Annotated in this window: 23 protein-coding genes; 2 read left to right on the top strand and 21 right to left on the bottom strand. The window is 38.6% G+C overall.

The window, feature by feature from the left end:
* Positions 1-53: 53 nt before the first annotated feature.
* The gene (gene def / locus LEGAS_RS04045) at positions 54-632 is read left to right on the top strand and encodes a peptide deformylase (protein ID WP_010384537.1); all 579 of its coding nucleotides are present in this window, start codon (positions 54-56) and stop codon (positions 630-632) included.
* A gap of 137 nt (positions 633-769) precedes the next feature.
* Here the strand turns inward: def and LEGAS_RS04040 are convergent, their stop codons facing one another.
* From LEGAS_RS04040 to parE, 19 genes are all read right to left on the bottom strand, one after another.
* Positions 770-1672, bottom strand: coding sequence for a DnaJ C-terminal domain-containing protein (locus LEGAS_RS04040; RefSeq protein WP_010384539.1), 903 nt, complete (start codon positions 1670-1672; stop codon positions 770-772).
* Between the two features lie 81 nt (positions 1673-1753).
* Positions 1754-3598, bottom strand: coding sequence for a molecular chaperone DnaK (gene dnaK, locus LEGAS_RS04035; RefSeq protein WP_010384541.1), 1845 nt, complete (start codon positions 3596-3598; stop codon positions 1754-1756).
* A gap of 108 nt (positions 3599-3706) precedes the next feature.
* Complete coding sequence (gene grpE, locus LEGAS_RS04030) at positions 3707-4291, bottom strand: nucleotide exchange factor GrpE (RefSeq protein WP_010384543.1); 585 nt, start codon at positions 4289-4291, stop codon at positions 3707-3709.
* Between the two features lie 17 nt (positions 4292-4308).
* Positions 4309-5337 carry a heat-inducible transcriptional repressor HrcA gene (gene hrcA, locus LEGAS_RS04025; RefSeq protein ID WP_010384546.1) on the bottom strand — a complete coding sequence of 343 codons (1029 nt, stop codon included), beginning with the start codon at positions 5335-5337 and terminating at the stop codon, positions 4309-4311.
* 126 nt (positions 5338-5463) lie between these two features.
* The gene (ribF, locus tag LEGAS_RS04020; protein WP_013231480.1) at positions 5464-6414 is read right to left on the bottom strand and encodes a riboflavin biosynthesis protein RibF; all 951 of its coding nucleotides are present in this window, start codon (positions 6412-6414) and stop codon (positions 5464-5466) included.
* Between the two features lie 2 nt (positions 6415-6416).
* Positions 6417-7325, bottom strand: coding sequence for a tRNA pseudouridine(55) synthase TruB (truB, locus tag LEGAS_RS04015; RefSeq protein ID WP_013231479.1), 909 nt, complete (start codon positions 7323-7325; stop codon positions 6417-6419).
* Entirely contained in the window at positions 7315-7836 is a 522-nt protein-coding gene (locus LEGAS_RS04010; protein WP_010384550.1) for a PTS sugar transporter subunit IIA, read from the bottom strand. The genes truB and LEGAS_RS04010 overlap by 11 nt, the downstream gene beginning before the upstream one ends.
* Before the next feature lie 14 nt (positions 7837-7850).
* Positions 7851-9029, bottom strand: coding sequence for an aminotransferase class I/II-fold pyridoxal phosphate-dependent enzyme (locus LEGAS_RS04005; RefSeq protein ID WP_010384552.1), 1179 nt, complete (start codon positions 9027-9029; stop codon positions 7851-7853).
* 95 nt (positions 9030-9124) lie between these two features.
* On the bottom strand, positions 9125-9478 hold the full coding sequence (gene rbfA, locus LEGAS_RS04000; protein WP_010384554.1) for a 30S ribosome-binding factor RbfA: 354 nt from the start codon (positions 9476-9478) through the stop codon (positions 9125-9127).
* A gap of 48 nt (positions 9479-9526) precedes the next feature.
* Positions 9527-12037: a translation initiation factor IF-2 gene (gene infB, locus LEGAS_RS03995; RefSeq protein ID WP_013231478.1), complete on the bottom strand. Its 2511-nt coding sequence runs from the start codon at positions 12035-12037 to the stop codon at positions 9527-9529.
* A complete protein-coding gene (locus LEGAS_RS03990; RefSeq protein ID WP_041771824.1) occupies positions 12038-12358 on the bottom strand; it encodes a L7Ae/L30e/S12e/Gadd45 family ribosomal protein in 321 nt (106 codons plus the stop codon).
* On the bottom strand, positions 12348-12650 hold the full coding sequence (gene rnpM, locus LEGAS_RS03985) for an RNase P modulator RnpM (RefSeq protein WP_010384556.1): 303 nt from the start codon (positions 12648-12650) through the stop codon (positions 12348-12350). Before rnpM ends, LEGAS_RS03990 begins: the two co-directional genes overlap by 11 nt.
* A 65-nt stretch (positions 12651-12715) precedes the next feature.
* Positions 12716-13807, bottom strand: coding sequence for a transcription termination factor NusA (nusA, locus tag LEGAS_RS03980; RefSeq protein WP_010384559.1), 1092 nt, complete (start codon positions 13805-13807; stop codon positions 12716-12718).
* Between the two features lie 120 nt (positions 13808-13927).
* Positions 13928-14404, bottom strand: coding sequence for a ribosome maturation factor RimP (gene rimP, locus LEGAS_RS03975; protein ID WP_010384561.1), 477 nt, complete (start codon positions 14402-14404; stop codon positions 13928-13930).
* A gap of 343 nt (positions 14405-14747) precedes the next feature.
* Positions 14748-15017: a 30S ribosomal protein S14 gene (rpsN, locus tag LEGAS_RS03970; protein ID WP_010384563.1), complete on the bottom strand. Its 270-nt coding sequence runs from the start codon at positions 15015-15017 to the stop codon at positions 14748-14750.
* Position 15018: 1 nt separating this feature from the next.
* Complete coding sequence (gene rpmG, locus LEGAS_RS03965; protein ID WP_002815032.1) at positions 15019-15168, bottom strand: 50S ribosomal protein L33; 150 nt, start codon at positions 15166-15168, stop codon at positions 15019-15021.
* 170 nt (positions 15169-15338) lie between these two features.
* Complete coding sequence (locus LEGAS_RS03960) at positions 15339-16244, bottom strand: manganese-dependent inorganic pyrophosphatase (protein ID WP_013231476.1); 906 nt, start codon at positions 16242-16244, stop codon at positions 15339-15341.
* Between the two features lie 48 nt (positions 16245-16292).
* Positions 16293-18731, bottom strand: a complete 2439-nt coding sequence (gene parC / locus LEGAS_RS03955; RefSeq protein ID WP_013231475.1) for a DNA topoisomerase IV subunit A — start codon at positions 18729-18731, stop codon at positions 16293-16295.
* 148 nt (positions 18732-18879) lie between these two features.
* Positions 18880-20952, bottom strand: coding sequence for a DNA topoisomerase IV subunit B (gene parE / locus LEGAS_RS03950; RefSeq protein ID WP_013231474.1), 2073 nt, complete (start codon positions 20950-20952; stop codon positions 18880-18882).
* Positions 20953-21154: 202 nt separating this feature from the next.
* On the opposite strand from parE, the gene plsY reads away from it, so the two are divergent.
* Positions 21155-21772, top strand: coding sequence for a glycerol-3-phosphate 1-O-acyltransferase PlsY (gene plsY, locus LEGAS_RS03945; RefSeq protein WP_010384569.1), 618 nt, complete (start codon positions 21155-21157; stop codon positions 21770-21772).
* 33 nt (positions 21773-21805) lie between these two features.
* Here the strand turns inward: plsY and dtd are convergent, their stop codons facing one another.
* Both dtd and LEGAS_RS03935 read right to left on the bottom strand, forming a co-directional pair.
* Positions 21806-22252, bottom strand: coding sequence for a D-aminoacyl-tRNA deacylase (gene dtd / locus LEGAS_RS03940; RefSeq protein WP_013231473.1), 447 nt, complete (start codon positions 22250-22252; stop codon positions 21806-21808).
* 96 nt (positions 22253-22348) lie between these two features.
* Positions 22349-24586, bottom strand: coding sequence for a RelA/SpoT family protein (locus tag LEGAS_RS03935; RefSeq protein ID WP_010384572.1), 2238 nt, complete (start codon positions 24584-24586; stop codon positions 22349-22351).
* Positions 24587-24619: the final 33 nt, after the last annotated feature.

Below are 24619 nucleotides of genomic sequence, written 5' to 3'. Positions count from 1 at the left end.
ACAACTATTTTAACATGTTGTACAGTTTGATATACTAATAAAGAGGTAAAAACATGACAATTCGATTTACAATGGATAAAATCACACGAGACGGCGCTTCCGTCTTACGAAAAACAGCTGCATCTGTTCCTTTTCCTTTAAGCGAGGAGCATGCACAACTGGCTAAAGATATGATGACATATTTAGTCATTTCACAAGATGAGTCACAAAATGAACAATATGGCCTACGCCCAGGTGTTGGTTTGGCTGCGCCACAAGTCAATTATTCATTGCGAATGGCGTCTATACTGGTACCTTCATTAGATCCACATGAATCCGATGAGACCCCTTATTTTAAGGGTACGATATTTAATCCTACAATTATTTCTGAATCAATTAAACGCGGTGCATTAGATGTTGGCGAGGGTTGCTTATCAGTTGATAAAGATGTCCCTGGTTTTGTTCCCCGTGCTGATCGCATTACGGTACGATACCAAGATGAAACTGGCGCCACAAAAATTATTAAATTACGCGATTACCCAGCTATTGTCTTTCAACATGAAATTGATCATCTGCACGGACATCTGTACTACGATCACATTGATTTAAAGGCGCCGTGGGAAGTTAATGATGAAACAAAATATATTGACTAAATATATTTATCAAAAGTCCTCTAAAAATTAGAGCTCATAAAAGCACCTATACCACATGGTATAGGTGCTTTCTTTATAACAAAAACTACCAATTAACATAGAAATAAATGTGTAGGATCATACGACACATCTAATCTTTATAATTTGTCAAAAAAGCTCTTCTTTTTGGTACCGTCAGTTGCTTCTTGATAAGCTTCTAACGCCTTTTTTTGATCTCTATTTAGCTTTGTCGGTACATCCAATTTCACAACGACGTATTGATCTCCATGACCTGTCCCCCGCAGACGTGGGGCACCCTTTCCACGTAAGCGGAAGCGTGTACCTGTTTGTGTACCAGCAGGAATTTTCAAATTAACATCGCCATGAACTGATTTAACCTGCATTTCAGTACCTAGTGCCGCTTGAACAAAATCAATAGCTTGCTCTAAATAAATATCTGCCCCATCACGCTCAAATCCATCTTTAGACGGTGAAACTTGGAACACCACAAATAAATCACCTCGTGGTCCGCCATTAGCGCCTGCTTCGCCTTGTTCAGACAATCGCATTTGTTGACCCGTTTCAACGCCTGCTGGCACTGTCACTTTAATTTCATGAGGACCATCACCACGATTAAATTTAATGGTTTCTTCTTTACCAAACACTGCCTCTTCAAAACTCAGATGCATACGATACTGTAAATCTTGTCCTTTGCGTGGACGGTTTGGATCAAAACCACCGCCAAACATTTGACTAAAAATATCTCCCAAATCAGAAAAATCACCAAATCCGCCCTGCTGTTGATAACCACCAGGTCCACCTTGCCCACCAAAGCCACCATTGGCTCCTGCTGGTCCGAATTGGTCATACTGTGCACGCTTTTGTTCAGTCCCTAAAGTTTCAAAAGCTTCTTGGACTTCTTTATACTTTTCTTCCGCACCGGCATCATGATTCAAATCTGGATGGTATTTTTTAGATAATTTACGGTATGCTTTTTTTATATCATCTTGACTGGCATTTTTTTCCACACCAAGACGATCATAGAATTCTGTATTATTCACTTACCCACTCCTTATAATATTATGTACACAAACCGCACTCAATTGAATGCGGTTCGCTTGATATTTATTAATAAAACGCTATCAGTCCTTCTTCTTATCAGGATCAACTTCTTCGAAATCGCCATCTACTGTATTATCATCAGCTGGTTTAGCTTCACCTTCAGCACCTTCTTGTGGCGCTGCTTGCTGATACAACTTCATAGCCAATTCTTGGGCTGCTTTTCCTAATTCTTCAGACTTAGTCTTCAATTCTGTTAAATCAGCATCATCAGCTGCTGCATCTTCCTTTGCCTTTTTCAAAGCTTCCAATGCATCTTGTGTTGCCTTTTTATCGTCATCACCCAACTTATCGCCAACTTCTTCCAAAGTCTTCTCTGTAGAGAAGATCAATTGATCCGCTTCATTACGTGTATCAACTGATTCCTTCTTTTTTGCATCAGCTTCTTCATTAGCCTTAGCATCATTCATCATTTGCTCAATTTCATCATCTGACAAACCGCCTGCAGCTTGGATAGTGATTTTTTGTTCTTTCTGTGTGCCTAAATCTTTAGCAGAAACAGACACAATACCATTACGATCAATATCAAACGTTACTTCGATTTGTGGTACACCACGTTGTGCTGCAGGAATGTCTGACAATTGGAAACGACCAAGTGTCTTGTTATCCGTAGCCATTGAGCGTTCACCTTGTAGCACATGAATATCTACAGCTGGTTGATTATCAGCAGCGGTTGAGAAAACTTGAGACTTTGATGTTGGAATTGTTGTGTTACGGTCGATTAACTTTGTGAATACACCACCCATTGTTTCGATACCAAGTGACAATGGTGTTACATCTAACAATACAACGTCTTTCACATCCCCAGTAATCACACCACCTTGAACAGCAGCGCCTAAAGCAACTGCCTCATCTGGGTTAATTGAATGGTTAGGTTCCTTACCAGTTAACTTTTTAACAGAATCTTGAACGGCTGGAATACGAGTTGATCCACCATTTAAAATAACTTCATCGATATCTGAAAATGACAAACCAGCATCTTTCAAAGCGTTCAAAACTGGTTGTTCAGCTTTCTTTACCAAACTAGCTGTAATCTCGTTAAACTTAGCACGTGATAATGACGTTTGCAAATGCAATGGGCCTTGTTCACCTGAGGCAATAAATGGCAAATCAATTTGTGCTTCAGTTGCTGATGACAAAGTCTTTTTTGCTGATTCAGCAGCATCCTTCAAGCGTTGCAACGCTAATTTGTCTGACTTTAAATCGACACCATTATCAGACTTGAATTGTGCTGCTAAATAATCAATAACTGCATTATCAAAGTCATCACCACCAAGATGTGTATCACCATTAGTTGACAAAACTTCAAACACACCATCGCCTAATTCAAGGATAGATACATCAAATGTACCACCACCCAAATCATAAACTAAAATCTTTTCATTCTTATCTAGCTTATCTAAGCCATATGCTAAAGCTGCTGCAGTTGGTTCATTTATAATACGCTCAACTTCTAATCCAGCGATCTTACCAGCATCCTTTGTTGCTTGACGCTGAGCATCATTGAAGTATGCTGGTACAGTAATAACAGCTTTATCAACTTTTTCACCTAAATAATCTTCAGCATAGCCTTTAATATATTGCAAAATCATTGCTGAAATTTCTTGTGGTGTATAGTCCTTGCCATCAACGTTAACTTTATAATTAGCATCACCCATATGTGACTTAATTGAAATAATAGTATCTGGGTTTGTTATAGCCTGTCGCTTAGCAACATCTCCAACTTGGTTTTCACCATTTTTAAATGAAACAACTGATGGTGTTGTACGACCACCATCGGGGTTTGTAATAATTTTTGGTTCCCCACCTTCAAGAACAGCCACTGCTGAGTTTGTAGTTCCTAAATCAATACCGATTATCTTTGACATGAATTTATTCTTCCTTTACATTTAAGTTTAATTTTGTCTTTTTTAGGTGTAGTGCGTTGTGCTGAATCACCATAACATTATCATTATTTAAAATTAATAATACTGCAATTATTTAGCCACTGCCACCATTGCTGGACGTAGCACACGATCTTGTAGTATATACCCTTTTTGCAAAACAGATGCAATTTGGTCTGAGTCGACATCATCTGAATCAACACTTTGAATCGCTTGATGTTTTGTGGGATCAAATGTTTCACCAACTTCACCAGTTGCAGAAATACCATTGTCAGTTAAAGCTTGCACCAACGTTTTTAATGTCATTTCAACCCCAGTTTTAATTTGTTGTGCAACTGCATCTTCAGATTCAACCAACAACGCACGTTCTAAATTATCAACTGCTGGTAACACTGCACTAGCCAATTTTTGTCCATCATACTTATGCACATTTTGAATTTCACGTGCATGTCGTTGCTGCATATTTTGGATTTCAGCCTGTGAACGAAGTAATTGATCTTCCAAGCTTGAGACACGCGCTAAGGCTTCATTAAGCTCAGTTTGCTTAGGATCTATTTCTTCCTGCACAACATTTTCATCTTCAATCATCTCTTCTACTGATGTAGCATTACTTGCTGTAGTATCACTATCTTCTGTTATTTTGTCATCTTTTAGTTTGTTTTCAGTTTCATCTGCCACGTAAGTGACCTCCTAATTTATGTATACTCAATCATTTTTTGACTCAATGCTTCACCAAATGCATCCATTAACAAGACATTACGTGCATAACTCATACGAATCGGACCTAATAAGGCAATGACGCCATCTCCTTGATTCGGTACAGTGAATGCCCTTGTAATTAAGCTAAAGGACTTTAATAATGGTTCATCGATTTCTTTAGCAATTTTAATGGTGACATGATGTGCTGTGGTTGTGGCGACTCGACGAACATCAGCTGCAGAAGTTAGAAACTCTAATAGTTGCTTAACGTTTTTCGTGTTTTGATCATCATCACTAAAATCCAACACATTTAACCGGCCACCAATGTGCACTTTATCGCCAATTGATCTTGCTAACACATCCCCAAATAATTGTAAGAATGCTGCTGGCGTTTTAATCATTCGGCTCATTTGTGTTGGTAGTTCATCCGACTGCATCATCTGTAAAACTTCCAAAACAGGTCTCCCATTAGTCTGGTCATTGATGTATTTAATCATACTATCTAATGATGAAACCGCCAATTCTCGAGGTAGTTTAAATGTTTGACTCGTTACTTTCCCGTCATTAGTTACCAATACCGCAATCAATTGCTGATTTTCTAATGGTACCAAACGAAACCCGGAAACAACTATATTTAAACGTTCTGGTTTTAAAATTAGCACCGTTGCCCCAGTAAGTTGTGACAAGGTTCGGGCTGACTCATCCAGTAAGTCATCTATTTCATGAAAATTACCACGAAAAGATTGCATGACCAAAGCAATATCTTGTTGTGTAGCCACACGTGCCATCATCAAATTATCTAGATAATATCTATATCCAGCTCGTGATGGTACGCGTCCAGCAGATGTATGTAATTTTTTAATCAATGCTGCTGATTCTAAAGCCGCCATTTCGTTACGAATTGTAGCAGAACTCACTTTAATATTAAGTTGTTCCTGAAGACTCTTTGAACCGACCGCATGCGCTGTTTGTGTGTATTCGTAAATGATGGCACTTAAAATTAATTTTTGTCGTTCTGTTAGCATGCCACCACCTCCATTTTAGCACTCAATAACACTCACTGCTAACATCTATAATAATACACCTTTTCAAAAATATTGCAAGCTTTTTAGCACTCTTTTTTAAGAGTGCTAAAAAAAACACACTTAACATTAGTTAAGTGCATCAAAATATTGTCTCGTAGCAATTTCATCTTTTTTTAGTTGCGTTACTAATTCTGGTATATTCGTAAACTTTACTTCACCTCGAAGATAATTATACCAATTAACCGTGACATTTTCGCCATATACCTGCTGATTAAAATCTAATATATTTATTTCAACAGTAATTGGCCGCGCGTCGCCAAATGTGATATTGCGACCTATACTAGCCATTCCTAAGTGCCAATCATCACCAATCATTATTTTAACTGCATAAATTCCAATAGTGGGCAGCCATTCTAATTCTGGTGTCTTAATGTTAACTGTTGGGAAGCCTAGTTCACGACCACGTGCTTCACCATGTATTACTAAACCAGTTGTCTGATGAATACGCCCAAGTTGGCTATTCACAATATTCATGCTGCCTAGTTCTAGTGCCTTTCGGATAGACGACGAACCAATTTTTTGGTTATTAACATCCAATTCTGAAACTGATACAACATTAAAACGTTTCTTTGCATATTGAGGTAAATGATCCATATCTGCTATACTAACATCTCCGCCATATACATGATCAAATCCGCCCACCACGGTTACTGGATTTAAACGCATAATAACTTGATTAACAAATTCTTGTGGTGCCAATTTCGCCAATTGTGAAGTGAATTGCATGACATACATTGTATTAACGCCAAGGTCAGCTAATAATGCTGCTTTTTGATTAATTGATGTTAAGTAACGTAAAGGCTGTGTCAGCATTTCAAATACAACAATTGGTTGCGGATCATAGGTTAGCACTGCAAGAGGTACACCTTGTTTATCAGCTTCAAGTTTAGCCTGCTTAATAACGGCTTGATGCCCCAAATGTACACCATCAAAAAAACCCATGGCAACAACCTGTGGTGTTGGGTCTGGTATTATTTTCTTTAAGATTGGATAATGCAATTTAATTACTTTAATCATTATTATTCATTCGTAAACACGTAGCGCGATTGCCAGACGTTATCTTCTTTATTATAAGCATACACCGCTTTAACATCATCATGATAGGTGAGTTGCAAATAAGTATCACTTGCAGGCCACGTTGCTATCTTTTGACCATTTTTAACAGCAAACCATTCATCATCTGATAGCGCTTTTGTCGGCCACGTCAGTACATCCTTTATTGGTATGATTAGTTTTAATAATTCTGATTGTGCAATGGTAGCAATGTCATCTAAATTCGCAGCATGCGCGATTGTTATACCACTGCCCATTGTGCGTGTCAGACTGCTCATTGTCGCAGGAACACCAAGCTGCAAACCAGTATCCACTGCTAAAGTTCGAATATAAGTTCCCTTGGAAACAGTTGCCTCAAAATCAAAATGTTGTTGCTTATTTTCATAAATCGTGGCACCAATACGTTTGTAATCATAAATTAACGCTTCTCGAATTGGTCTTGTTACATCTTCTCCTGCTCTCGCATATTCATAAAGTCGTTTACCACCAACTTTAACAGCTGAAAACATAGGCGGCACTTGTTTTATAGCGCCATTTAAATTAGCTATAGCAGTATCAATTGCAGCATCAGTAAACGGCACATCAATATCAACTTTTGATATTACCTCACCATCTAAATCTTCTGTTTCTGTTGCAAAGCCTAATGTGATACTACCAACATACTGTTTAGGCCTTGTTTGCAGTTCATCTATTAGTTTTGTAGCTTTACCCAGAGCCACTACGAGAACGCCGTCAACATTTGGGTCTAACGTACCCGCATGCCCTACCTTTTTTTGACCAATTGCACGACGAACCTTGGCAACGACGTCAAACGATGTCACACCACGTGGTTTATTAACAACAATAAGACCATCGACGTTATTATTATGTTGCATCTTCATCCTCTTGATACTGCCAAATACTTTGCCCAGCATACACAGCGCCATAATTTACATATGGCACGACGCTATCTTCAAAAAATACATAGACACGAACATCGTTTTGGTCCATTGCATGCGCAGTTCCAATCAAATCACCCGCATGAAGCTGTTGGCCTGTCCCATAAGTTGCTAAACGTGTTCCTTGCAGCATCTCATTGCGTGCTTGAACTTGAACTGTCACTTTATCATGATTCACACTTTTAATGATAACAGTATGCTCATCTGAGGCTGTTACAATGCCTGATACCGGAGACATAATATTATTCCCGTCTGGTAACATCATAAAGCCATTTTTACTATGGTTTTGCTCATTATCACCATCAATTTTTTGTAGTTGTCCTGTGACAGGGGCAACTACAACAGGAAATTTTGACTTACGGGCAACATGAACTGCATTCATCTGTCCGGTCGTTTTAACACGATTATACTTATTTTTCTGATTAAATACATTTTGCCACCAGTTCATAAATTGCCTCTTACTTATTTTCCACGCAGTTGATTAATGTGCGCTGTCAATCGTCGCATGCCCTCATCCAAATCAGCATCAGATGCCGCATAAGAAATTCGAATATATGCCTTTGCAACTTCACTAAAACTAGACCCTGGGATAACCGCTACCTTGCCTTCATGCGCCAACCTTAGAGCAAATTCATCGCCATCATCACCTATATCAGTAGGTAATTTGGCAAACACATAAAAGGCACCTTCCGGTGATACCACATCAAACCCTAATGCTTGTAGTTGCGGCACAATGCGGTCACGACGAGATTTATAGGCATCACGCATAATTATCGGTGTGTCGGATACATCACGTAAAGCGATTAAAGCAGCATCTTGAATAAACGTTGGAATGGCAAATGTTAATGCCCCATGCACTTTTTGCATTTCAGCTATCACATCAGCTGCTCCTAATATAAATCCAACACGATAACCTGTCATAGCATGTGACTTTGATAACCCGTTAATATAAATTGTCTGTTCCGGAATAATTTCTGCAAAAGATACATGTGCCTGATCGTATGTTAACAACGAGTATATCTCATCAGAAATAACCCAAAGATTATGTTTTTTAAATGTTTCTGCCAACGCAATGACTTCTTGACGCGAGTATGTCACACCAGTTGGGTTTGCAGGATAGTTCATCAAAATAGCGCGGACAGGAACTGTCGCACTGGCTACTGCTTTATCAACCATTTCTGGTGTTAATTTAAAGCGATTAGGGGTTGTATCAATCGCTATTTTTGTCCCATGCGCTATGTCCAACGACGTAAAATAGGGGCCATAAGTTGGTTCAGGCATTAATAGACCGTCATCTGTACCCAATAAGGTATCTAAAACAACATTAATCGCCTCACTCACACCTAATGTCACAATAACATTCTCTTCACCATGAAAGTTTAAATGATATCGTTTATTAAAATAGTTAACTGCTTCTAATCGTAATGCTTGTTCTCCTTGGCTTTCTGCATAATGAGAACGGTCACTGTTAATTGCCTCAGTAGCTGCTTTTTTGATACGTTCATCTACTGAAAATCCTGGTTCACCTAACGTTAATTTTAAAATACCTGGAATATCTCGCACTGATTTTTGAAATCCTAGTAACTTATCGGGTGCCATTTCAGTAATGATTGGGTTGAGTGGTTGTATAAAATTAGCCATTTTTTAAATTCCTTATTTTTAATCAGATTATTGTAATTCTATTTTAACACAAAAAACGCTACCCTTTAAAGGTAGCGTTAAATTATGAACAATTATTAATTTTCAGAATGTAACTTACGAATCAAATCTTCAATATGATTGCCATATTGAACAGATTGATCACGCACAAATTTCAACTCTGGGGTTTTATAAACTGTTAAACGCGAACCTAATTCTTTACGAATTAATCCACTAGCAGCTTCTAACCCAGCTTGTGCTTTCTTACCATCACTGGCTAGATCAGACAAAATTGAATAATAAATTGTTGCAATTTGCAAATCACCCGACAGCTCTACACTAGTTACTGTAACATCTTGCACACGCGGATCATTAATACGTTTAAGCAATAGAGATGTTACATCACGTTGTACTTCTTGTGCGAGACGACCTGCTCGTTGTGGATTAACCATAACTTTTGCCTCTTTTCTAAATATCGGATTAAAATAATAGTGTTAACGTTACTTTGCTTTAACTTCTGCCATCACATAGGCTTCAACAACATCGCCAACTCTAACATCATTATACTTAGCAACTGTAAAGCCAAACTCAAATCCCATCTTAACTTCGTTAACTGAATCTTTACCACGTTGTAATGACGCAATTTCACCGTCAAAAGCAACAATACCGTCACGAATAATACGAACCTTAGCTTCTTTGGTAATTTTACCCTCTTCAACCATGGCACCAGCGATAATTCCAACCTTAGAGAATTTGAACAACTCTTTGACCGTCACTGTTCCGATAACCTTTTCTTCATAAACTGGTTCAAGTTGGCCCTTCATAGCTGCCTCAACGTCATCAATCGCATTATAAATGACATTATAAAAACGAATATCAACTTTCTCAGAATCAGCTTGAGATTTTGCCAAAGGTGTTGGACGGACATTAAATCCAATAATAATTGCTCCTGAAGCAGATGCCAAAGTAACATCCGATTCATTAATAGCGCCAGCAGCTGTATGAATAATATCTACACGTACACCATCTACTTCGATTTTCTTCAAAGAGCCGGATAACGCTTCAACAGATCCTTGAACATCCGCTTTAACAATAACTGGTACAGTCTTCATTGCTTTTTCAGACATTGTACTAAATAATGTATCCAAAGTAACAACTGCGCCCGAATTACGGATAACTTCTTGTGCACGTTTGGCACGTTCTTCACCTGCTGCACGGGCCGTTTTCTCATCTGCCATAACAATGAAACGGTCACCTGCTTGTGGCACGTCATTTAGACCGGTGACCTGAACAGGTGTTGCTGGTGAAGCCTCTTCCAGTTCAACGCCACGTTCATTAGTCATTGTTCGTACACGTCCATAAGTATTACCTACAACAATAGGATCTCCAACACGCATTGTACCTTGCTGTACCAATACAGTTGCAACCGGACCTCGACCTCTATCCAAACGTGCCTCAACAACTGAGCCACGTGCTGGCATATCAGGATTAGCCTTTAATTCAAGTACTTCGGCTTGCAATAGTATCATTTCAAGCAATTCGTCAACATTTTGACCAAATTTAGCTGATATTTTAACAAATATTGTGTCTCCACCATATTCTTCAGGAACCAAATCATACGCCATCAATTGATTCATTACGTCATCTGGCTTTGCACCTGGCTTGTCAATTTTGTTAACAGCCACAATAATAGGTGTGTTAGCAGCCTTAGCATGATTAATTGCTTCGATTGTTTGTGGCATAACACCATCATCTGCTGCCACAACTAATATAGTCAAATCTGTAACATTAGCACCACGAGCACGCATTTCTGTAAACGCAGCATGTCCAGGTGTATCTAAGAAAGTAATTGTTTTACCATTTAATTGAGTTTGATAAGCACCTATATGCTGTGTAATACCACCGGCTTCACCCTCAGTAACATGTGAATTACGTAAATAATCCAACAAAGTTGTTTTACCATGATCAACGTGACCCATGATTGTGACAACTGGTGGACGTGATACTAACTGACCTTCATCAATATTCTCATCATCGAAGAAGCGGTCAATATCGGCAACGTCTTCTGCTGCTTTAACTTGTGCTTCAATACCATAATCCGCTGCTAAAATTTCAATCGTATCCGTATCAAGTGATTGGTTTTGGTTTGTCATAATACCAAGCAAGAATAGCTTCTTGATAATTTCAGCTGTATCACGATGTAATAACTTGGACAAATCTTGAACGTTCATACCAATACGATATTCTAAAATTTCAGGTAACGGTTGTTTCTTACGTTCGGTTACTGGTGCGACAGGTCCTCTTTTAGCGGCAATACGACGTGACTTTTTTGAACCTCGTGGCTTATCATTACGGCGTGGTGTCTGTTGACCAGTTCCAGCTGTATTGCGTTTACGAGAATTATTGCGCGCTGAATTATTTCCAGAAGCTAGTGCCCCACCAAATTTGCCTGCACCAGCTGCTGGCGCTGCAGTTGTTGGTTTTGCTACTTTGGGCTCTGTTTTTTTATTTTCAACTGGCTTTGCCACCGGCTTTGGCTTCTGTGGTTCTTTAGCCGCAGCTACAGCTTGCTTACGCTTTTCATTTTCGCTCACATACTGCTTTAAACTATTGTCTTTTTGCTTTGAATAGTCTACTTGACCTTCACGCGGTTTTGTTGACCAATTTTTTGTTTCGCGCATAGCTGGACGGCCCTCTGCTGCTCGAACACGTGATCCACCAGGTCGACTATTACGATTTTGCCCACCATTGTTTGAACGGTTACCACCGGCATTAGTTCCAGTAGCTGTGCCATTCGTACGATTCTGGTTAGAGGCGCGATTTTGTTGACCTTGTTGACCTGATCGTGCTGGTTTGCTTGGACGAGACGCTGTATTATTGGGTGTCACCGTTGTTCCATCTGTCAATTTTGCCGCATGTCGGCGTTGTGAGGCAGGTAACTCTTTGCGTTCTGGAACTGCCTGTTTTCTTGCAGGACGGTTTGACCCTGAGAATTTCTTTTCTTCTGTCATTTAGTTCCGCTCCTTTTCTGAAATTAATTGTTTAATTTTTCGACTAAATCCACGATCAGCAATTGCAAATACACTGCGATTTACTCCGATAGCATCGGTTAATTGTCTCTTGGTATAGTCTTGAATCAGTGTCACATTATAAAAGCTTGATTTATCAGCAAATTTTTTGCTTTGGCTTTGCCCACCATCACTAGGAAAAAAAGCCATTTGAACCTTATTACCACGAATAGCTGTTAATGTTGAATCAGAGCCCAGCACTAACTTACCCGCACGCATCGCTAATCCGAGCAAATTTAAAATTTGTTCGTCTTTACTTATCAGCATTAGCAAACAACTCCCTACGCGCCTGCTGATGATCCACATACGCAATAAGTTCATCATAGAATTCATCTGGTATTTTCATCTCAAACGCTTGATCAAAAATATGCTTTTTCTTGGCTTCAGCTGCAATGGTACGATCCAATCCAATATATGCACCACGGCCATTAGCTTTGGAAGTTGGGTCTAGGTTAACGTTTCCCTCTTTATCACGAACGACACGAACAAGATCTTTTTTGGGAAACATTTCACCTGTAACAATATCTTTTCGCATTGGTATTTTTCTAGGTTTCATAATATTTAGCATGTCTTAGCTAGTCTTACAAAAACAAATAGCTGCAGACATTTCCCTTCTAAAGTTTATTCGCCACTTTCAGCTTTTAAAGGTGACTGTTTTGACAAGCTATTTGCTGCTTCACTTTCAGATTTAATATCAATTTTAAAACCTGTTAGCCTTGCAGCCAAACGAGCATTCTGACCTTTTTTCCCAATTGCTAATGATAATTGATTGTCGGGAACAATGACCGTCACTGCACGTTCATTTTCAGGATTAAAGATAACATCTGCTACCTCGGACGGGTTCAACGCGTTAGCAATATATTGCGCTTCATCTTCAACCCATTCAACGATATCCATATTTTCGCCACCAAGTTCGTTAACAACAGCTTGTACTCGTGCACCTCGCTGTCCAACCATTGCACCGACAGGATCCAAATCTGTATCATGTGTATAAACAGCTATTTTTGAACGATCACCGGCTTCACGCGAAATATTCATGATTTCAACTGTGCCATCATAAACTTCAGGTACTTCTTGTTCAAATAGACGTTTTACCAAGTCTGGTGCCGTACGTGAGACGAAGATTTGTGGTCCCTTTGCGTTATTTTCAACTTTATTTACCAAAACTTTAATACGGTCTCCCATACGATACCGTTCATTTGGCATTTGATCATTTGGTGCCATAGCAGCTTCTTGGTTACCTGGAAGTGTCATATACAAGAAGCGTGCATCTTGTCGATCAACCTCACCAGTAATGATCTCATCTTGATAATCAGCGAACTTATTATAAATCGCTTCACGACCGGCTTCACGCATTTTTTGTACAATAACTTGCTTTGCTGCTTGAGCAGCCATTCGTCCAAAATCTTTTGGTGTCACATCAAAACGAATTTCATCACCCGCTTCATATGCACGATTAATCACTAACGCATCTGTTAGACTGATTTCTGTATCTTCATTTTCAAAATCGTCATCTAATACGACGTTTTTGACTTGCTTAATTGCTACGTTCCCTTTTTTTGTATCAAATACTGCTTCAACGTTCTGTTCAGCATTATATTGCTTCTTGTAAGCTGCTCTTAGCGCATCTTCAAGTGCTGCAACAACAATCTCACGTTCTATACCACGCTCGGCTTCAAGGGCATCGAGCGCATCGACTAGTTCTTTACTCATTCGCCTATCCTCATTCAATTAGTAGAGTATATACTGATATTTACTGTATTATCATAGAACAACGTTTTCGCAGTTCTTATCAAAAATACAGATTTTAAATTACCAATACATACGTTTATGTTAAAACTGGATATCTAACACTGCTTTTGCAATTTCATCAAAATTAAGAATTATCTCACCATGATCAGTTAGTAAAACTAAACCATTATCAGTTAATGTCTTAATCTTTCCTTGCCATTTCTTTTGACCATTCTTTGCAACGAAAAGTGACATTAGAATATTTTCGTTGCCATCTTGTGCCCATTTAAAATGCCAAGGCTGTTTTAACGGTCGATCAGCTCCCGGTGATGAAATGTCTAGTAAGTATGCCTCTGGAATAGGGTCAGGGTCAGATGTATCCAAAAGTTCGTTAACTTCCTGTGTGAAAGCCGTTAAATCAGCCATTGTGATAAATTGATGGTTTGGCTTATCTAATAAGATACGTAAAACTTTTTGCCCACCTTCTTTAGTGTACGTCAAGTCCCATAACAGTTCTTTTCGTCTATCAACAATTGGTGTAATCAATTCTATGATTCTTTGTTCAACTTTATTTACCATTTATCTGCCCCTCCCTGATGAATTTCTAATATTTATTGTAAGCAAGTGCCAATCCCATAAAAAATGAGCCGGCCGCATCGGATGTGACCCGCTCATTTACAAAATCTATGTAAATTAACAACTATAATTGTAACGCTAAAGCCAAAAAAATGCAAATACGTATCCCATAATACAACAAAAAAAATCACATTACTGTGATTTTTACTAGTTTGTGAACCTTTATGACCCCATTCGCTTTGCTCATTGAGGCAGTCACTGTATTTAGCTGATGCTATAATAATTGACTTTTAACGTGCCCACGTAATGCTTACGGTGTAAGTTACGTTACTGACGAAACTTTAATTTACCAAGAAGCTTTACGAACACCAGGAATTTGACCCTTGTGTGCCAATTGGCGGAAGTTCAAACGTGACATACCAAACTCACGCATATAAGCATGAGGACGACCATCAATCCAGTCGCGATTGTGTACACGTACAGGAGATGAATCTTTTGGCAAAGCAGCCAAACCGATAAAATCACCTGCTGCCTTTAATTCGGCGCGCTTGTCAGCATATTTCGCAACCAAAGCTTCACGCTTTTGCGCTTTTGCAATCTTTGACTTTTTTGCCATTTTACTTAATCTCCTTAAATGTTACAACTTTGCGAAGTTTTGGTGAGTACTTCTTTAACTCAAGACGATCTGGTGTATTACGACGGTTTTTAGACGTCAAGTAAATACGTTCGCCAGTTTCATCATTTCCTAGAACAACGTGAATACGCATATTCTTACTCCTTAGTGTGTGGTTTGTTAAAATTATTTGCTTGTCAATACAAATAGTTATTATACATGAACATTGAGGTGGTGTAAAGTTATTTTATAAATCCAAGCGAAAATCTGTTCGATGAAAGTGATTTCATTGCTTAACAGCCAAACATTTCTTCAACATCACTTTTAAAATTGTTTTTCTAATGGTGGTACAATTTGTTTTTTACGTGAAACAACACCAGGTAGATCAATCACATTGTCACTGATTTTTGCCCCAAAGGCTGCTTCGATAGACGTTGTGGCATCACCAAGATATAGTGCTTTTGAATTTGAATTTAAAATATCAGTGATCACAAACAAGAAATCCTCATAGTCCTCAGCAACCATAGCTGCTTCAATACCTGATTGACGTGTCAAAACATCAGCAATATCTACTGTATTGACCTGACCAATGCGGAACTTGTGTCCCCCTATTTCAAAGGACTTTGCATCCCCATCAATGAGTTCTTTATCAGTTCGTGAGGATAAATCTGTTCCTGCTTTCAACAGCGACAAGCCATATTTTTCATAATCATCGAGACCAGCAATAGCGGCTAAATCCTCTAATGCAGGCTTATCATAAGCCGTTGTTGTAGGGCTTTTCAGCAACAACGTGTCTGATATAATCGCTGAGGCCATCAAACCAGCAACTTTTGAAGGGATGTCGATGTTTGCTTGTTTAAATTCGTAATACAGAATTGTTGCAACAGAACCCCATGGTTTGGCATTAATGTACAATGGTGTACTATTTGTGAACGAAAATTTATGGTGATCGTAAATACCTTCAACAATAACTTCTGATAAATTATCAATAGATTGTGTCGCCTCGTTATGGTCAACTAGGACAACAGTTTCAGTATCGGCTGATGTCGTAATTCTTGGTGCAGTGACTGAAAAAAAATCTAATGCAAACTGCGTTTCAGCATTTGGTGTGCCTTGCGCAACTGCCTCTGTATCACCACCAAGTTGATTTAATAAATAACTCGCAGCAATTGCTGAAGCGATTGTGTCAGTATCTGGGTTCTTGTGCCCGAAAACTAATGTCTTAGCCATTCGTTCGTATCTCCTAAAAGTTTATAAATCTATTTTAGCAAAAAAAGCTTATTTTGTCGCATGAATCGATAACGGTTTAATCAACCAAGGTGTCCCATTCTTCTTAACATCGACAACATATTGTCCATTACCAATGCGTTGCGATGGATGATAGTCGCTTAACTGTAGCTCTTGAGCTTGCCAGCGCGTGGTCAAAATTTCCAATGCCGTTTCATGAGCCTCAAAAATAGTCGCAGCAGCAACATGATAGGCAACCGTCTTTTTTTGTGTGAAAATTAATAATCCTTTATTTGCACGTTTTGAACGATTGATTTCTGAAATCGGCATATATTTAAACGCCCCATTACTAGCTACAATTGCCACTTGCTGTGAATCATTTGTAATAAACAATGCTGCCATAATTGTGTCAGTTCCACGTAAATCCATTGCCTTGACACCAGCTGTACGTGGCCCAATTTCTGGGACATCTGTTACTTTAAATCGAAGACCCACACCATCGTGAGATAGTAGCAAAACATCTTGTTGCTTAGCTTGTTTGAAATAGGCGATACCAACTACATAACTACTATCTGTCTTAAGTTTAATTGCCATGCTTGTTTTTTTCTTGTAAGCCTTTGGTACCATATCGCTTAATATTGTCTGCTTTATAAAGCCATCATTAGTCACAACAGTAAAAGCACCTTCTTGTTCAAGATTGTCAATAGCAATAACCTTAATAACAAACTCATCTGCGTGCCAATTTGATAGCTGCTGTGAAAAATGTTCGCCAGTATCTTTCCATTTTGAATCCGGTAATTCGTGAACTGGTCGATAAATGATGTTGCCTTTGTTAGTGAACATAAACAAATGCTGCGTTGTATTGAGCTGACCTTCAAAAATAGCTAAATCATCCTCAGCCAAACCATTATCAGAGTCTGAGGCTTTATAAGACCGTAAAGATGCACGTTTATAATAACCATTGCGAGAGACTAGCACTTGTACGTCCTCTTCGGCGATAGTAATGGCTGAATCAATGATCAGGTTTTCAACCTCAGCTTCAATTTCTGATCGGCGTGGTGATCGATATGTTGTTGTAATTTCTGCAATTTCGTCACGTATGACATCATTTAAGGCTGACGATTCATTAATAATTAAGTTTAAACGCACAATTTTAGCCGCAAGTGTCGCAAATTCTTCTTCTAGCTGTGTCACATCTGTGTTCGTCAAACGATACAATTGCAATGTAACAATTGCTTCTGCTTGTGGCTGTGTGAATTGATAGCTGTCAATCAAGTTTTGTGTGGCATCTTTTCGATTCTTTGAGGCACGAATTGTCGCCACGACTTCATCTAATATTGACAACATACGGATCAAACCTTCAACAATATGTTGTCGAGCCTGCGCTTTCGCTAATTCATACGCTGAGCGTTTCAAAACAACTTCTTTACGAAAGTTCAAAAAAGCTTCCAGACCTTGTTTCAAACTCACATGAACTGGCCTCTGATCATGAATGGCCACCATATTAAAGTTGTAATAAATTTGCAAATCTGTTTTTTTGAATAAGTAAGTCAATATACCGGCAGCATTAACATCTTTGTTAAGTTCTATAACAATGGACATACCTTCCCGATCAGACTCATCACGAACTTCAGATATGCCAGCAACCTCTTTGTTTAATCGAATACCATCAATTTTTGCTACTAAATTCGATTTCACAACTTCATATGGCAATTCGGTAATTTCAATTTTCTTTTTGCCACCCTTAATTTCTGAAATGACCGTTTTGGCACGAACCACAATTTTACCGCGACCAGTTTTATAAGCCTTTTTAATGCCATCAAGACCTTGTATAATACCACCTGTTGGAAAATCCGGTCCTTTAACATAACGCATTAATGCAGATAAAGGTGCTTCCGGATGATCGAGTAAATAGGTTAAAGCACCATTTATTTCTTTTAAATTGTGTGGTGGGATTTCTGTCGCATAGCCTGCCGAAATGCCAGTGGCACCATTAATAAACAAACTCAAAACTCGTGATGGTAAGACAGTCGGCTCATACGTCGTGTCATCAAAATTCAAAACCATATCAACAGTTTCTTGTCCTAAGTCTGTCATCATCTCCCCAGCAATTTTTGACAAGCGCGCCTCAGTATAACGCATGGCCGCCGCTGGATCATTATCAACCGAGCCATTGTTACCGTTCATATCAATTAATGGTTCGCGTACTTTCCAGTTTTGTGACAACCGAACCATTGCTTCATAGATGGATGAATCACCGTGAGGATGGAAATTACCCATGACATTACCAACTGATTTTGCTGATTTACGATAAGGATGGTCAAACGTATTGCCATCCTGATCCATCGCAAATAAAATACGCCGTTGTACGGGTTTTAAACCATCACGGATATCCGGTAATGCACGTTCTTGAATAATATATTTTGAATAACGCCCGAAGCGCTCGCCCATCACTGCCTCGAGTGAAAGTTCAGTTATACGATCTGCCATATATATGATTGTCTATTATTACTAAATAGACACAATTCCTTTCAAATAAAATTACTACGCAAATACCGTATACAATTGTACACGGTATTTCAATAGCTAGTCAGATTAATGACTCACTGTTACAGTCTATTAACATACAGCAAGGTAATTATTTATCATCTTTTTGCCACGTTGTAATTACGGGTTCACTTGTTTTTATATCATTGCTTACAACTGAATCGGTCTTTTCATGGTTCCGCACTTTTTCGAAAATATCACTTGCGTTACTATCATAACCTTCAACTGTATCCAATATTGAGCCTGCTTCATCCAACGTAAAGTGGACATTTGCTTCAATCCATTCACGACGTGGTTCAACTTTATCACCCATCAAAGTTGTCACGCGCTTTTCAGCAAGCACAGCATCATCAATTTTCACACGAATCAACGTACGCGATTCAGGATCCATTGTCGTTTCCCACAATAATGGTGCATTCATTTCGCCCAACCCTTTAAAACGCGTTAATTCATAGCGGGCATCATTTTGATTTGTAATCGTTTCTAGTTCGTCGTTTGTCCAGGCAAACTTATCCTCGAACTTTTTAGACGCATATTTAACACGATACAATGGTGGTAAAGCAATATAAACTCGGCCGGCTTCAATTAACGGTTTCATATACTTATAAAAGAAAGTTAAAAGCAATGTCTGTATATGCGCCCCATCATCATCAGCATCAGTCATAATAATGACTTTGCTAAATGCAGTATCAGCAACCTTGAAATCTGTTCCAACACCACCACCTATAGCGTAAATAAGCGTTGAAATCTCTTCATTTTTCAAAATATCAGCAAGCTTGGCTTTCTCTGTGTTTAAAACTTTACCACGTAACGGTAAAATTGCTTGGAACTTACGATCTCGGCCTTGCTTAGCTGAACCGCCGGCTGAGTCACCTTCCACCAAAAACAATTCATTATGTTCTGCATTTTTTGACTGCGCTGGTGCTAATTTACCAGACAATAGTCGATCCTTTTGACCTTTTGTCTTGCCTGTTCGGCTTTCATCACGTGCTTTACGTGCAGCTTCACGTGCTTCACGTGCTCGAATTGCCTTTCGAATGAGATTTTGACCAAAATCACCATTTTCCATTAAAAATCGACCTAAAGTCTCGTTAACCACGGCATCAACAATGCCACGTGCTTCTGGTGTTCCTAACTTGCCCTTGGTTTGCCCTTCAAACTGCAAAAATTGTTCCGGCACACGCAATGAAATAACAGCTGCTAAGCCTTCTCGAACATCAGTGCCTTCAAGATTTTTATCTTTTTCTTTTAATAAGTTAACTTTTCTAGCATATTCGTTAAATGCTTTAGTCCATGCTGTACGGAAGCCTACTTCATGTGTACCACCGTCTTGCGTGCGCACATTGTTAACAAACGATAATAATGTTTCTGAATAGCCATCATTATATTGTGCAGCTACTTCGACAGCAATACCATCTTGCTGTCCTTCAAACGTCATAATTGAGCCAATGGTTTCCTTTTCTTCGTTCAAAAAACCAACAAAAGCCTCTAGTCCCTTTTCATAATGATACTCTTCAACTCTTTTTGGCTTTACCCGTTCATCAGTTAAACTGAATTTAACACCTGACATCAAAAAGGCTGACTCGCGCAATCGTTCAGACAAAGTATCATATTTATAAACCGTAGCACTGAAAATAGTTGCATCTGGTTTAAAGGTTACTTTTGTGCCACTAGGCTCTTTGGTCACACCTAAATCGCGTAACGTACCTACCGGTTGTCCACCTTTAATAAAATCTTCTTGCCACTTGTGTCCATCACGAACAATTGTCACTTGTAAGCTTTCAGATAAAGCATTAACAACTGAAGAACCAACACCATGCAAACCACCAGAGGTCGCATAACCACCCTGCCCAAATTTACCACCAGCATGCAGCACGGTCAAAATAACCTCAGGCGTTGGTTTGCCAGACTCATGCATACCAACAGGCATGCCACGGCCAAAATCCTGCACCGTAATGGCATTATTTTCGTGAATTGTCACCCGAATATCATGACCATAACCGCCTAAGGCCTCATCAACGGCATTATCGACAATTTCATAAACTAGGTGATGCAAACCACGGCCATCTGTTGAGCCAATATACATTCCTGGACGTTTACGAACTGCCTCAAGTCCTTCTAAAATTTTTATTGAATCTGAATCATAATGGTTTTTTTCTGCCATGAATACTCATATCTTTCTTAATTTCATACACACACGACAACAATAATTGTTCATCATCACGCGTCAATCTATATTATCATAGATGAAAAAATGCATTCTGACAAGTATAAATATTTTAATTTGATTAAGTCACCCCCTCTACTATCTATTTTTATGCTAAAATTAAATTTATGCTAACGCATCAATATGAGGAGTTTAAATCATGTTTTCAACGATATTAATGTTCGTTTTCTCTTATTTACTTGGGTCTCTAATGCCCGGATTTTGGATTGGTAAATTCTTTTACCATAAAGATATCCGCGATGAAGGGTCTGGTAATGTCGGTACAACAAATTCATTTCGTGTTCTTGGCACTGCAGCCGGCATTGTAACATTAGCACTTGATTTATTGAAAGGTACTGCAGCCGGCCTATTACCTCTATTATTCAACAGTAACATTAATCCAATGTTAGTTGGCGTTGCTGCCATTATCGGTCATACATTTTCAATTTGGCTCAAATTTAAAGGTGGTAAGGCCGTTGCGACATCCGCTGGCATTCTATTAGCCTATAATCCATATTTTTTTATTTTAGCCATCAGTGTATTTATTTTAGTATTGCTGTTAACATCAATGGTTTCAATGAGTGCTATGATTAGTTTTAGTTTCGCAGTTTGTGCCTCATTATTTTATCATGATTTAGTTTTAACAATTGTCACTATTATATTAACTATATTTGTTTTTTATCGACACCGTTCGAATATTTCTCGCATTAAAAACGGTACAGAAAGCACAGTACCCTTTGGTTTATACAATAGCATTCGTCAAAATAGACATCAATAAAAAATGGTATTTGCCTCATGCAAATACCATTTTTTATTGATGCGCTGTATCAAATAATATCGTAACCGGCCCATCATTAACCATTGATACCTGCATATTAGCACCAAATTCACCAGTTATGACTGACAAACCACTTGCACGTAGCGATTCATTAAAATGATCATACATCATCGATGCAAATGCTGGTGCACCAGCATCCGTAAAGCTGGGTCGATTACCTTTTTTAGTGTTAGCAAATAATGTGAACTGTGAAATAGACAATATGGCACCATCTATATCTTTAATACTTAAATTCATACGCTCATTATCATCTTCGAAGACACGTAATTGACTAATTTTTCGAACAAGATAGTCAATTTCTAATTGGCTATCAGCATCTGCCACACCAACGAATAAAACAAATCCATGCTCAATTTCACCAATTTTATCACCCGCAATACTGACACATGCCTGTGTCACACGTTGTAATACTATTTTCATTTTTACCCCTATATTTTTGACAACACAATCTGCTAAAAAACTTTTTACCAAACTATGCAACACGAATAATATTCACTTTGAAAATGCCCATAAATCTTAATGAAAAGTGCGCTCGACATCATAAACCGCAGGTAGTGTATTTAGTGCATCCATTATACCATTGAGTTGCATACTATTTTTGACACCAAGTGACAATGATACCTGCGCCATACCATTTTTTGTCACATGTCCGTTAACTGAATTCACAAATCGTGTACGCCCATTAACAGCACGTAAAACGTCATTAAGTAAACCATTACGATTTTCACCGTGAACTGTCAAATCAGCATCATAATTAGGTTTTAAGCCTTCTTCATCTTCCCATTGTACATCAACTAATCGTTGTCCCTGTGTTTCTGCCGCACGAATATTCGGACAACCAACTCGGTGAACAGAAATACCACGTCCCTTTGTAATATAACCTATCACTTGATCCCCAGGAACTGGTGTGCAACAACGACCCAAACGGATTAAAAGATTGTCAACACCAGCAATCACAATATCATCTGCTGAACCCTTTTGACGTTGTGTTAATGCCGTTTCGCCACGCTTAATTTCATGTCCTTCTTCAAGTAATTCGCGCTGTAATTCAGCTGTTTCAGCTTCTTGTTGTGCTTCACGGATACCCTCGGTCAACTTGTTCACAACCCCAGGAACTGTAACATCCCCATAACCAATTGCTGCAAACATATCATCGTATGAATGATAATGTAGTACCTCAGCTGTTTTAGTTAAATTCTCTGTTGACAAAATAGCTATCGTACTAAATCCTGTATCACGCAAATTTCGTGTTACTAATTCTCGTCCTGCTTCAATATTGTCATCACGGTCTAACTGCTTAAAATATTGTTTGATTTTATTACGTGCACGACGGGTTGACACTAAATCTAACCAATCTCGACTCGGTTTGGCGGATGTACTTGTAATAATTTCAATAATGTCGCCTGTTTTAATTTTATAATCAAGTGGCACAATTCGACCGTTAATTTTTGCGCCTGTTGTTTTAATACCAACATTCGTATGGATTGAAAAAGCCATATCTAGTGGTCCTGCACCTTTAGCTAACTCAAAAACATCTCCTCGTGGTGTAAATGCATAGACACGGTCACTAAATAAATCACCTTGAACTCCATCCATGAAATCTTCAGCATTTTTCGCATCTTCTTGCAATTCTAAAATACCTTGGATTACATTTAGTGCTTGTTGGCTATGATCATTAATTTTAACTTCTTTATTAGCACCTTTATTTTGTTTATAAGCCCAGTGTGCTGCCACACCAAATTCAGCCACTTCATGCATCGTATGTGTTCTAATTTGTACTTCTAATGGTCGACCTCCAGGGCCAATCACGGTGGTGTGCAAACTTTGGTAACCATTGGCTTTTGGCAATGCAATATAATCTTTGAATCGACCAGGCAACGGCATCCATTTTGAATGAATCGCGCCAAGTACAGCATATGTATCTGGAATTGTTTCTGTCAAAACACGTACCGCAGATAAATCGTAAATTTCTTCGAAAGCTTTATGTTTGTCTGTCATTTTACGATAGATTGAATAAATATGTTTTGGTCGACCATAAACATCGATATGTTGTAATTCAAGCTCTTGAATGGCTGTTTCAATTTCAGAAACTGCTTCCTGTACATACCTAATACGTTCGTCACGTTTCATATTCATTCGTGATGCAATACTATGATATTTTTCTTGATTTAAATAACTTAAAGATAAATCCTCAAGTTCCCATTTGATTGTACTAATACCTAAGCGATCGGCCAATGGCGCGTAAATATCTAACGTTTCACTTGCAATACGATGTTGTTTTTCCTCACGTAAAGCACCTAAAGTTCGCATATTATGCAACCTGTCAGCCAGCTTAACAATAATAACGCGAATGTCCTTTGACATCGCCAAAAGTAATTTACGATGATTTTCTGCAAGTTGCTCTTGTGAATTTTTGTACTGAATCTTACTAATTTTAGTAACACCATCAATAATTTGGCTAATCGTTTCGCCAAATTTTGCTTCAACATCTGCAAGTGTTGCTGGCGTATCTTCAACAACATCATGTAAATAACCAGATATGACAGTTGCCGTGTCCATCTTTAATTCAGCTAAAATACCAGCAACTTGAATGGGATGAATAATATAAGGTTCGCCCGATTTACGCAACTGTCCTTTATGTAAATCTGATGCCCATTCATATGCAGCCCTAACTTTTGCAGTATCTGCATCAGACATGTATTGCCCAACTAAGGTCAGTACTTCTTCGCCTGTATATTTTTTTGTTTTTGCCATATTTTCAACTATGTTACTTAGACAACCATAGTA

Origin of the sequence: Leuconostoc gasicomitatum LMG 18811, from assembly GCF_000196855.1 — a bacterium.
Taxonomy (GTDB): Bacteria; Bacillota; Bacilli; order Lactobacillales; family Lactobacillaceae; genus Leuconostoc; species Leuconostoc gasicomitatum.
Note: the sequence above shows the minus strand (reverse complement) of the source record. Positions and strands in the feature narration are given on the sequence as shown.

Excerpts from the sequence above, each read along its gene's own strand:
- def (WP_010384537.1), top strand. The coding sequence starts at position 54 with ATGACAATTCGATTTACAATGGATAAAATCACACGAGACGGCGCTTCC.
- nusA (WP_010384559.1), bottom strand. The coding sequence starts at position 13,807 with ATGAGTAAAGAACTAGTCGATGCGCTCGATGCCCTTGAAGCCGAGCGT.
- rbfA (WP_010384554.1), bottom strand. The coding sequence starts at position 9,478 with ATGGTTAATCCACAACGAGCAGGTCGTCTCGCACAAGAAGTACAACGT.
- LEGAS_RS04010 (WP_010384550.1), bottom strand. The coding sequence starts at position 7,836 with ATGAACTGGTGGCAAAATGTATTTAATCAGAAAAATAAGTATAATCGT.
- infB (WP_013231478.1), bottom strand. The coding sequence starts at position 12,037 with ATGACAGAAGAAAAGAAATTCTCAGGGTCAAACCGTCCTGCAAGAAAA.
- LEGAS_RS03935 (WP_010384572.1), bottom strand. The coding sequence starts at position 24,586 with ATGGCAAAAACAAAAAAATATACAGGCGAAGAAGTACTGACCTTAGTT.
- ribF (WP_013231480.1), bottom strand. The coding sequence starts at position 6,414 with ATGATTAAAGTAATTAAATTGCATTATCCAATCTTAAAGAAAATAATA.
- rpmG (WP_002815032.1), bottom strand. The coding sequence starts at position 15,168 with ATGCGTATTCACGTTGTTCTAGGAAATGATGAAACTGGCGAACGTATT.
- LEGAS_RS03960 (WP_013231476.1), bottom strand. The coding sequence starts at position 16,244 with ATGGCTAAGACATTAGTTTTCGGGCACAAGAACCCAGATACTGACACA.
- plsY (WP_010384569.1), top strand. The coding sequence starts at position 21,155 with ATGTTTTCAACGATATTAATGTTCGTTTTCTCTTATTTACTTGGGTCT.
- hrcA (WP_010384546.1), bottom strand. The coding sequence starts at position 5,337 with ATGCTAACAGAACGACAAAAATTAATTTTAAGTGCCATCATTTACGAA.
- rnpM (WP_010384556.1), bottom strand. The coding sequence starts at position 12,650 with ATGAAACCTAGAAAAATACCAATGCGAAAAGATATTGTTACAGGTGAA.
- rimP (WP_010384561.1), bottom strand. The coding sequence starts at position 14,404 with ATGGTAAATAAAGTTGAACAAAGAATCATAGAATTGATTACACCAATT.
- dnaK (WP_010384541.1), bottom strand. The coding sequence starts at position 3,598 with ATGTCAAAGATAATCGGTATTGATTTAGGAACTACAAACTCAGCAGTG.
- truB (WP_013231479.1), bottom strand. The coding sequence starts at position 7,325 with ATGCAACATAATAATAACGTCGATGGTCTTATTGTTGTTAATAAACCA.
- dtd (WP_013231473.1), bottom strand. The coding sequence starts at position 22,252 with ATGAAAATAGTATTACAACGTGTGACACAGGCATGTGTCAGTATTGCG.
- parC (WP_013231475.1), bottom strand. The coding sequence starts at position 18,731 with ATGGCAGATCGTATAACTGAACTTTCACTCGAGGCAGTGATGGGCGAG.
- LEGAS_RS04005 (WP_010384552.1), bottom strand. The coding sequence starts at position 9,029 with ATGGCTAATTTTATACAACCACTCAACCCAATCATTACTGAAATGGCA.
- parE (WP_013231474.1), bottom strand. The coding sequence starts at position 20,952 with ATGGCAGAAAAAAACCATTATGATTCAGATTCAATAAAAATTTTAGAA.
- rpsN (WP_010384563.1), bottom strand. The coding sequence starts at position 15,017 with ATGGCAAAAAAGTCAAAGATTGCAAAAGCGCAAAAGCGTGAAGCTTTG.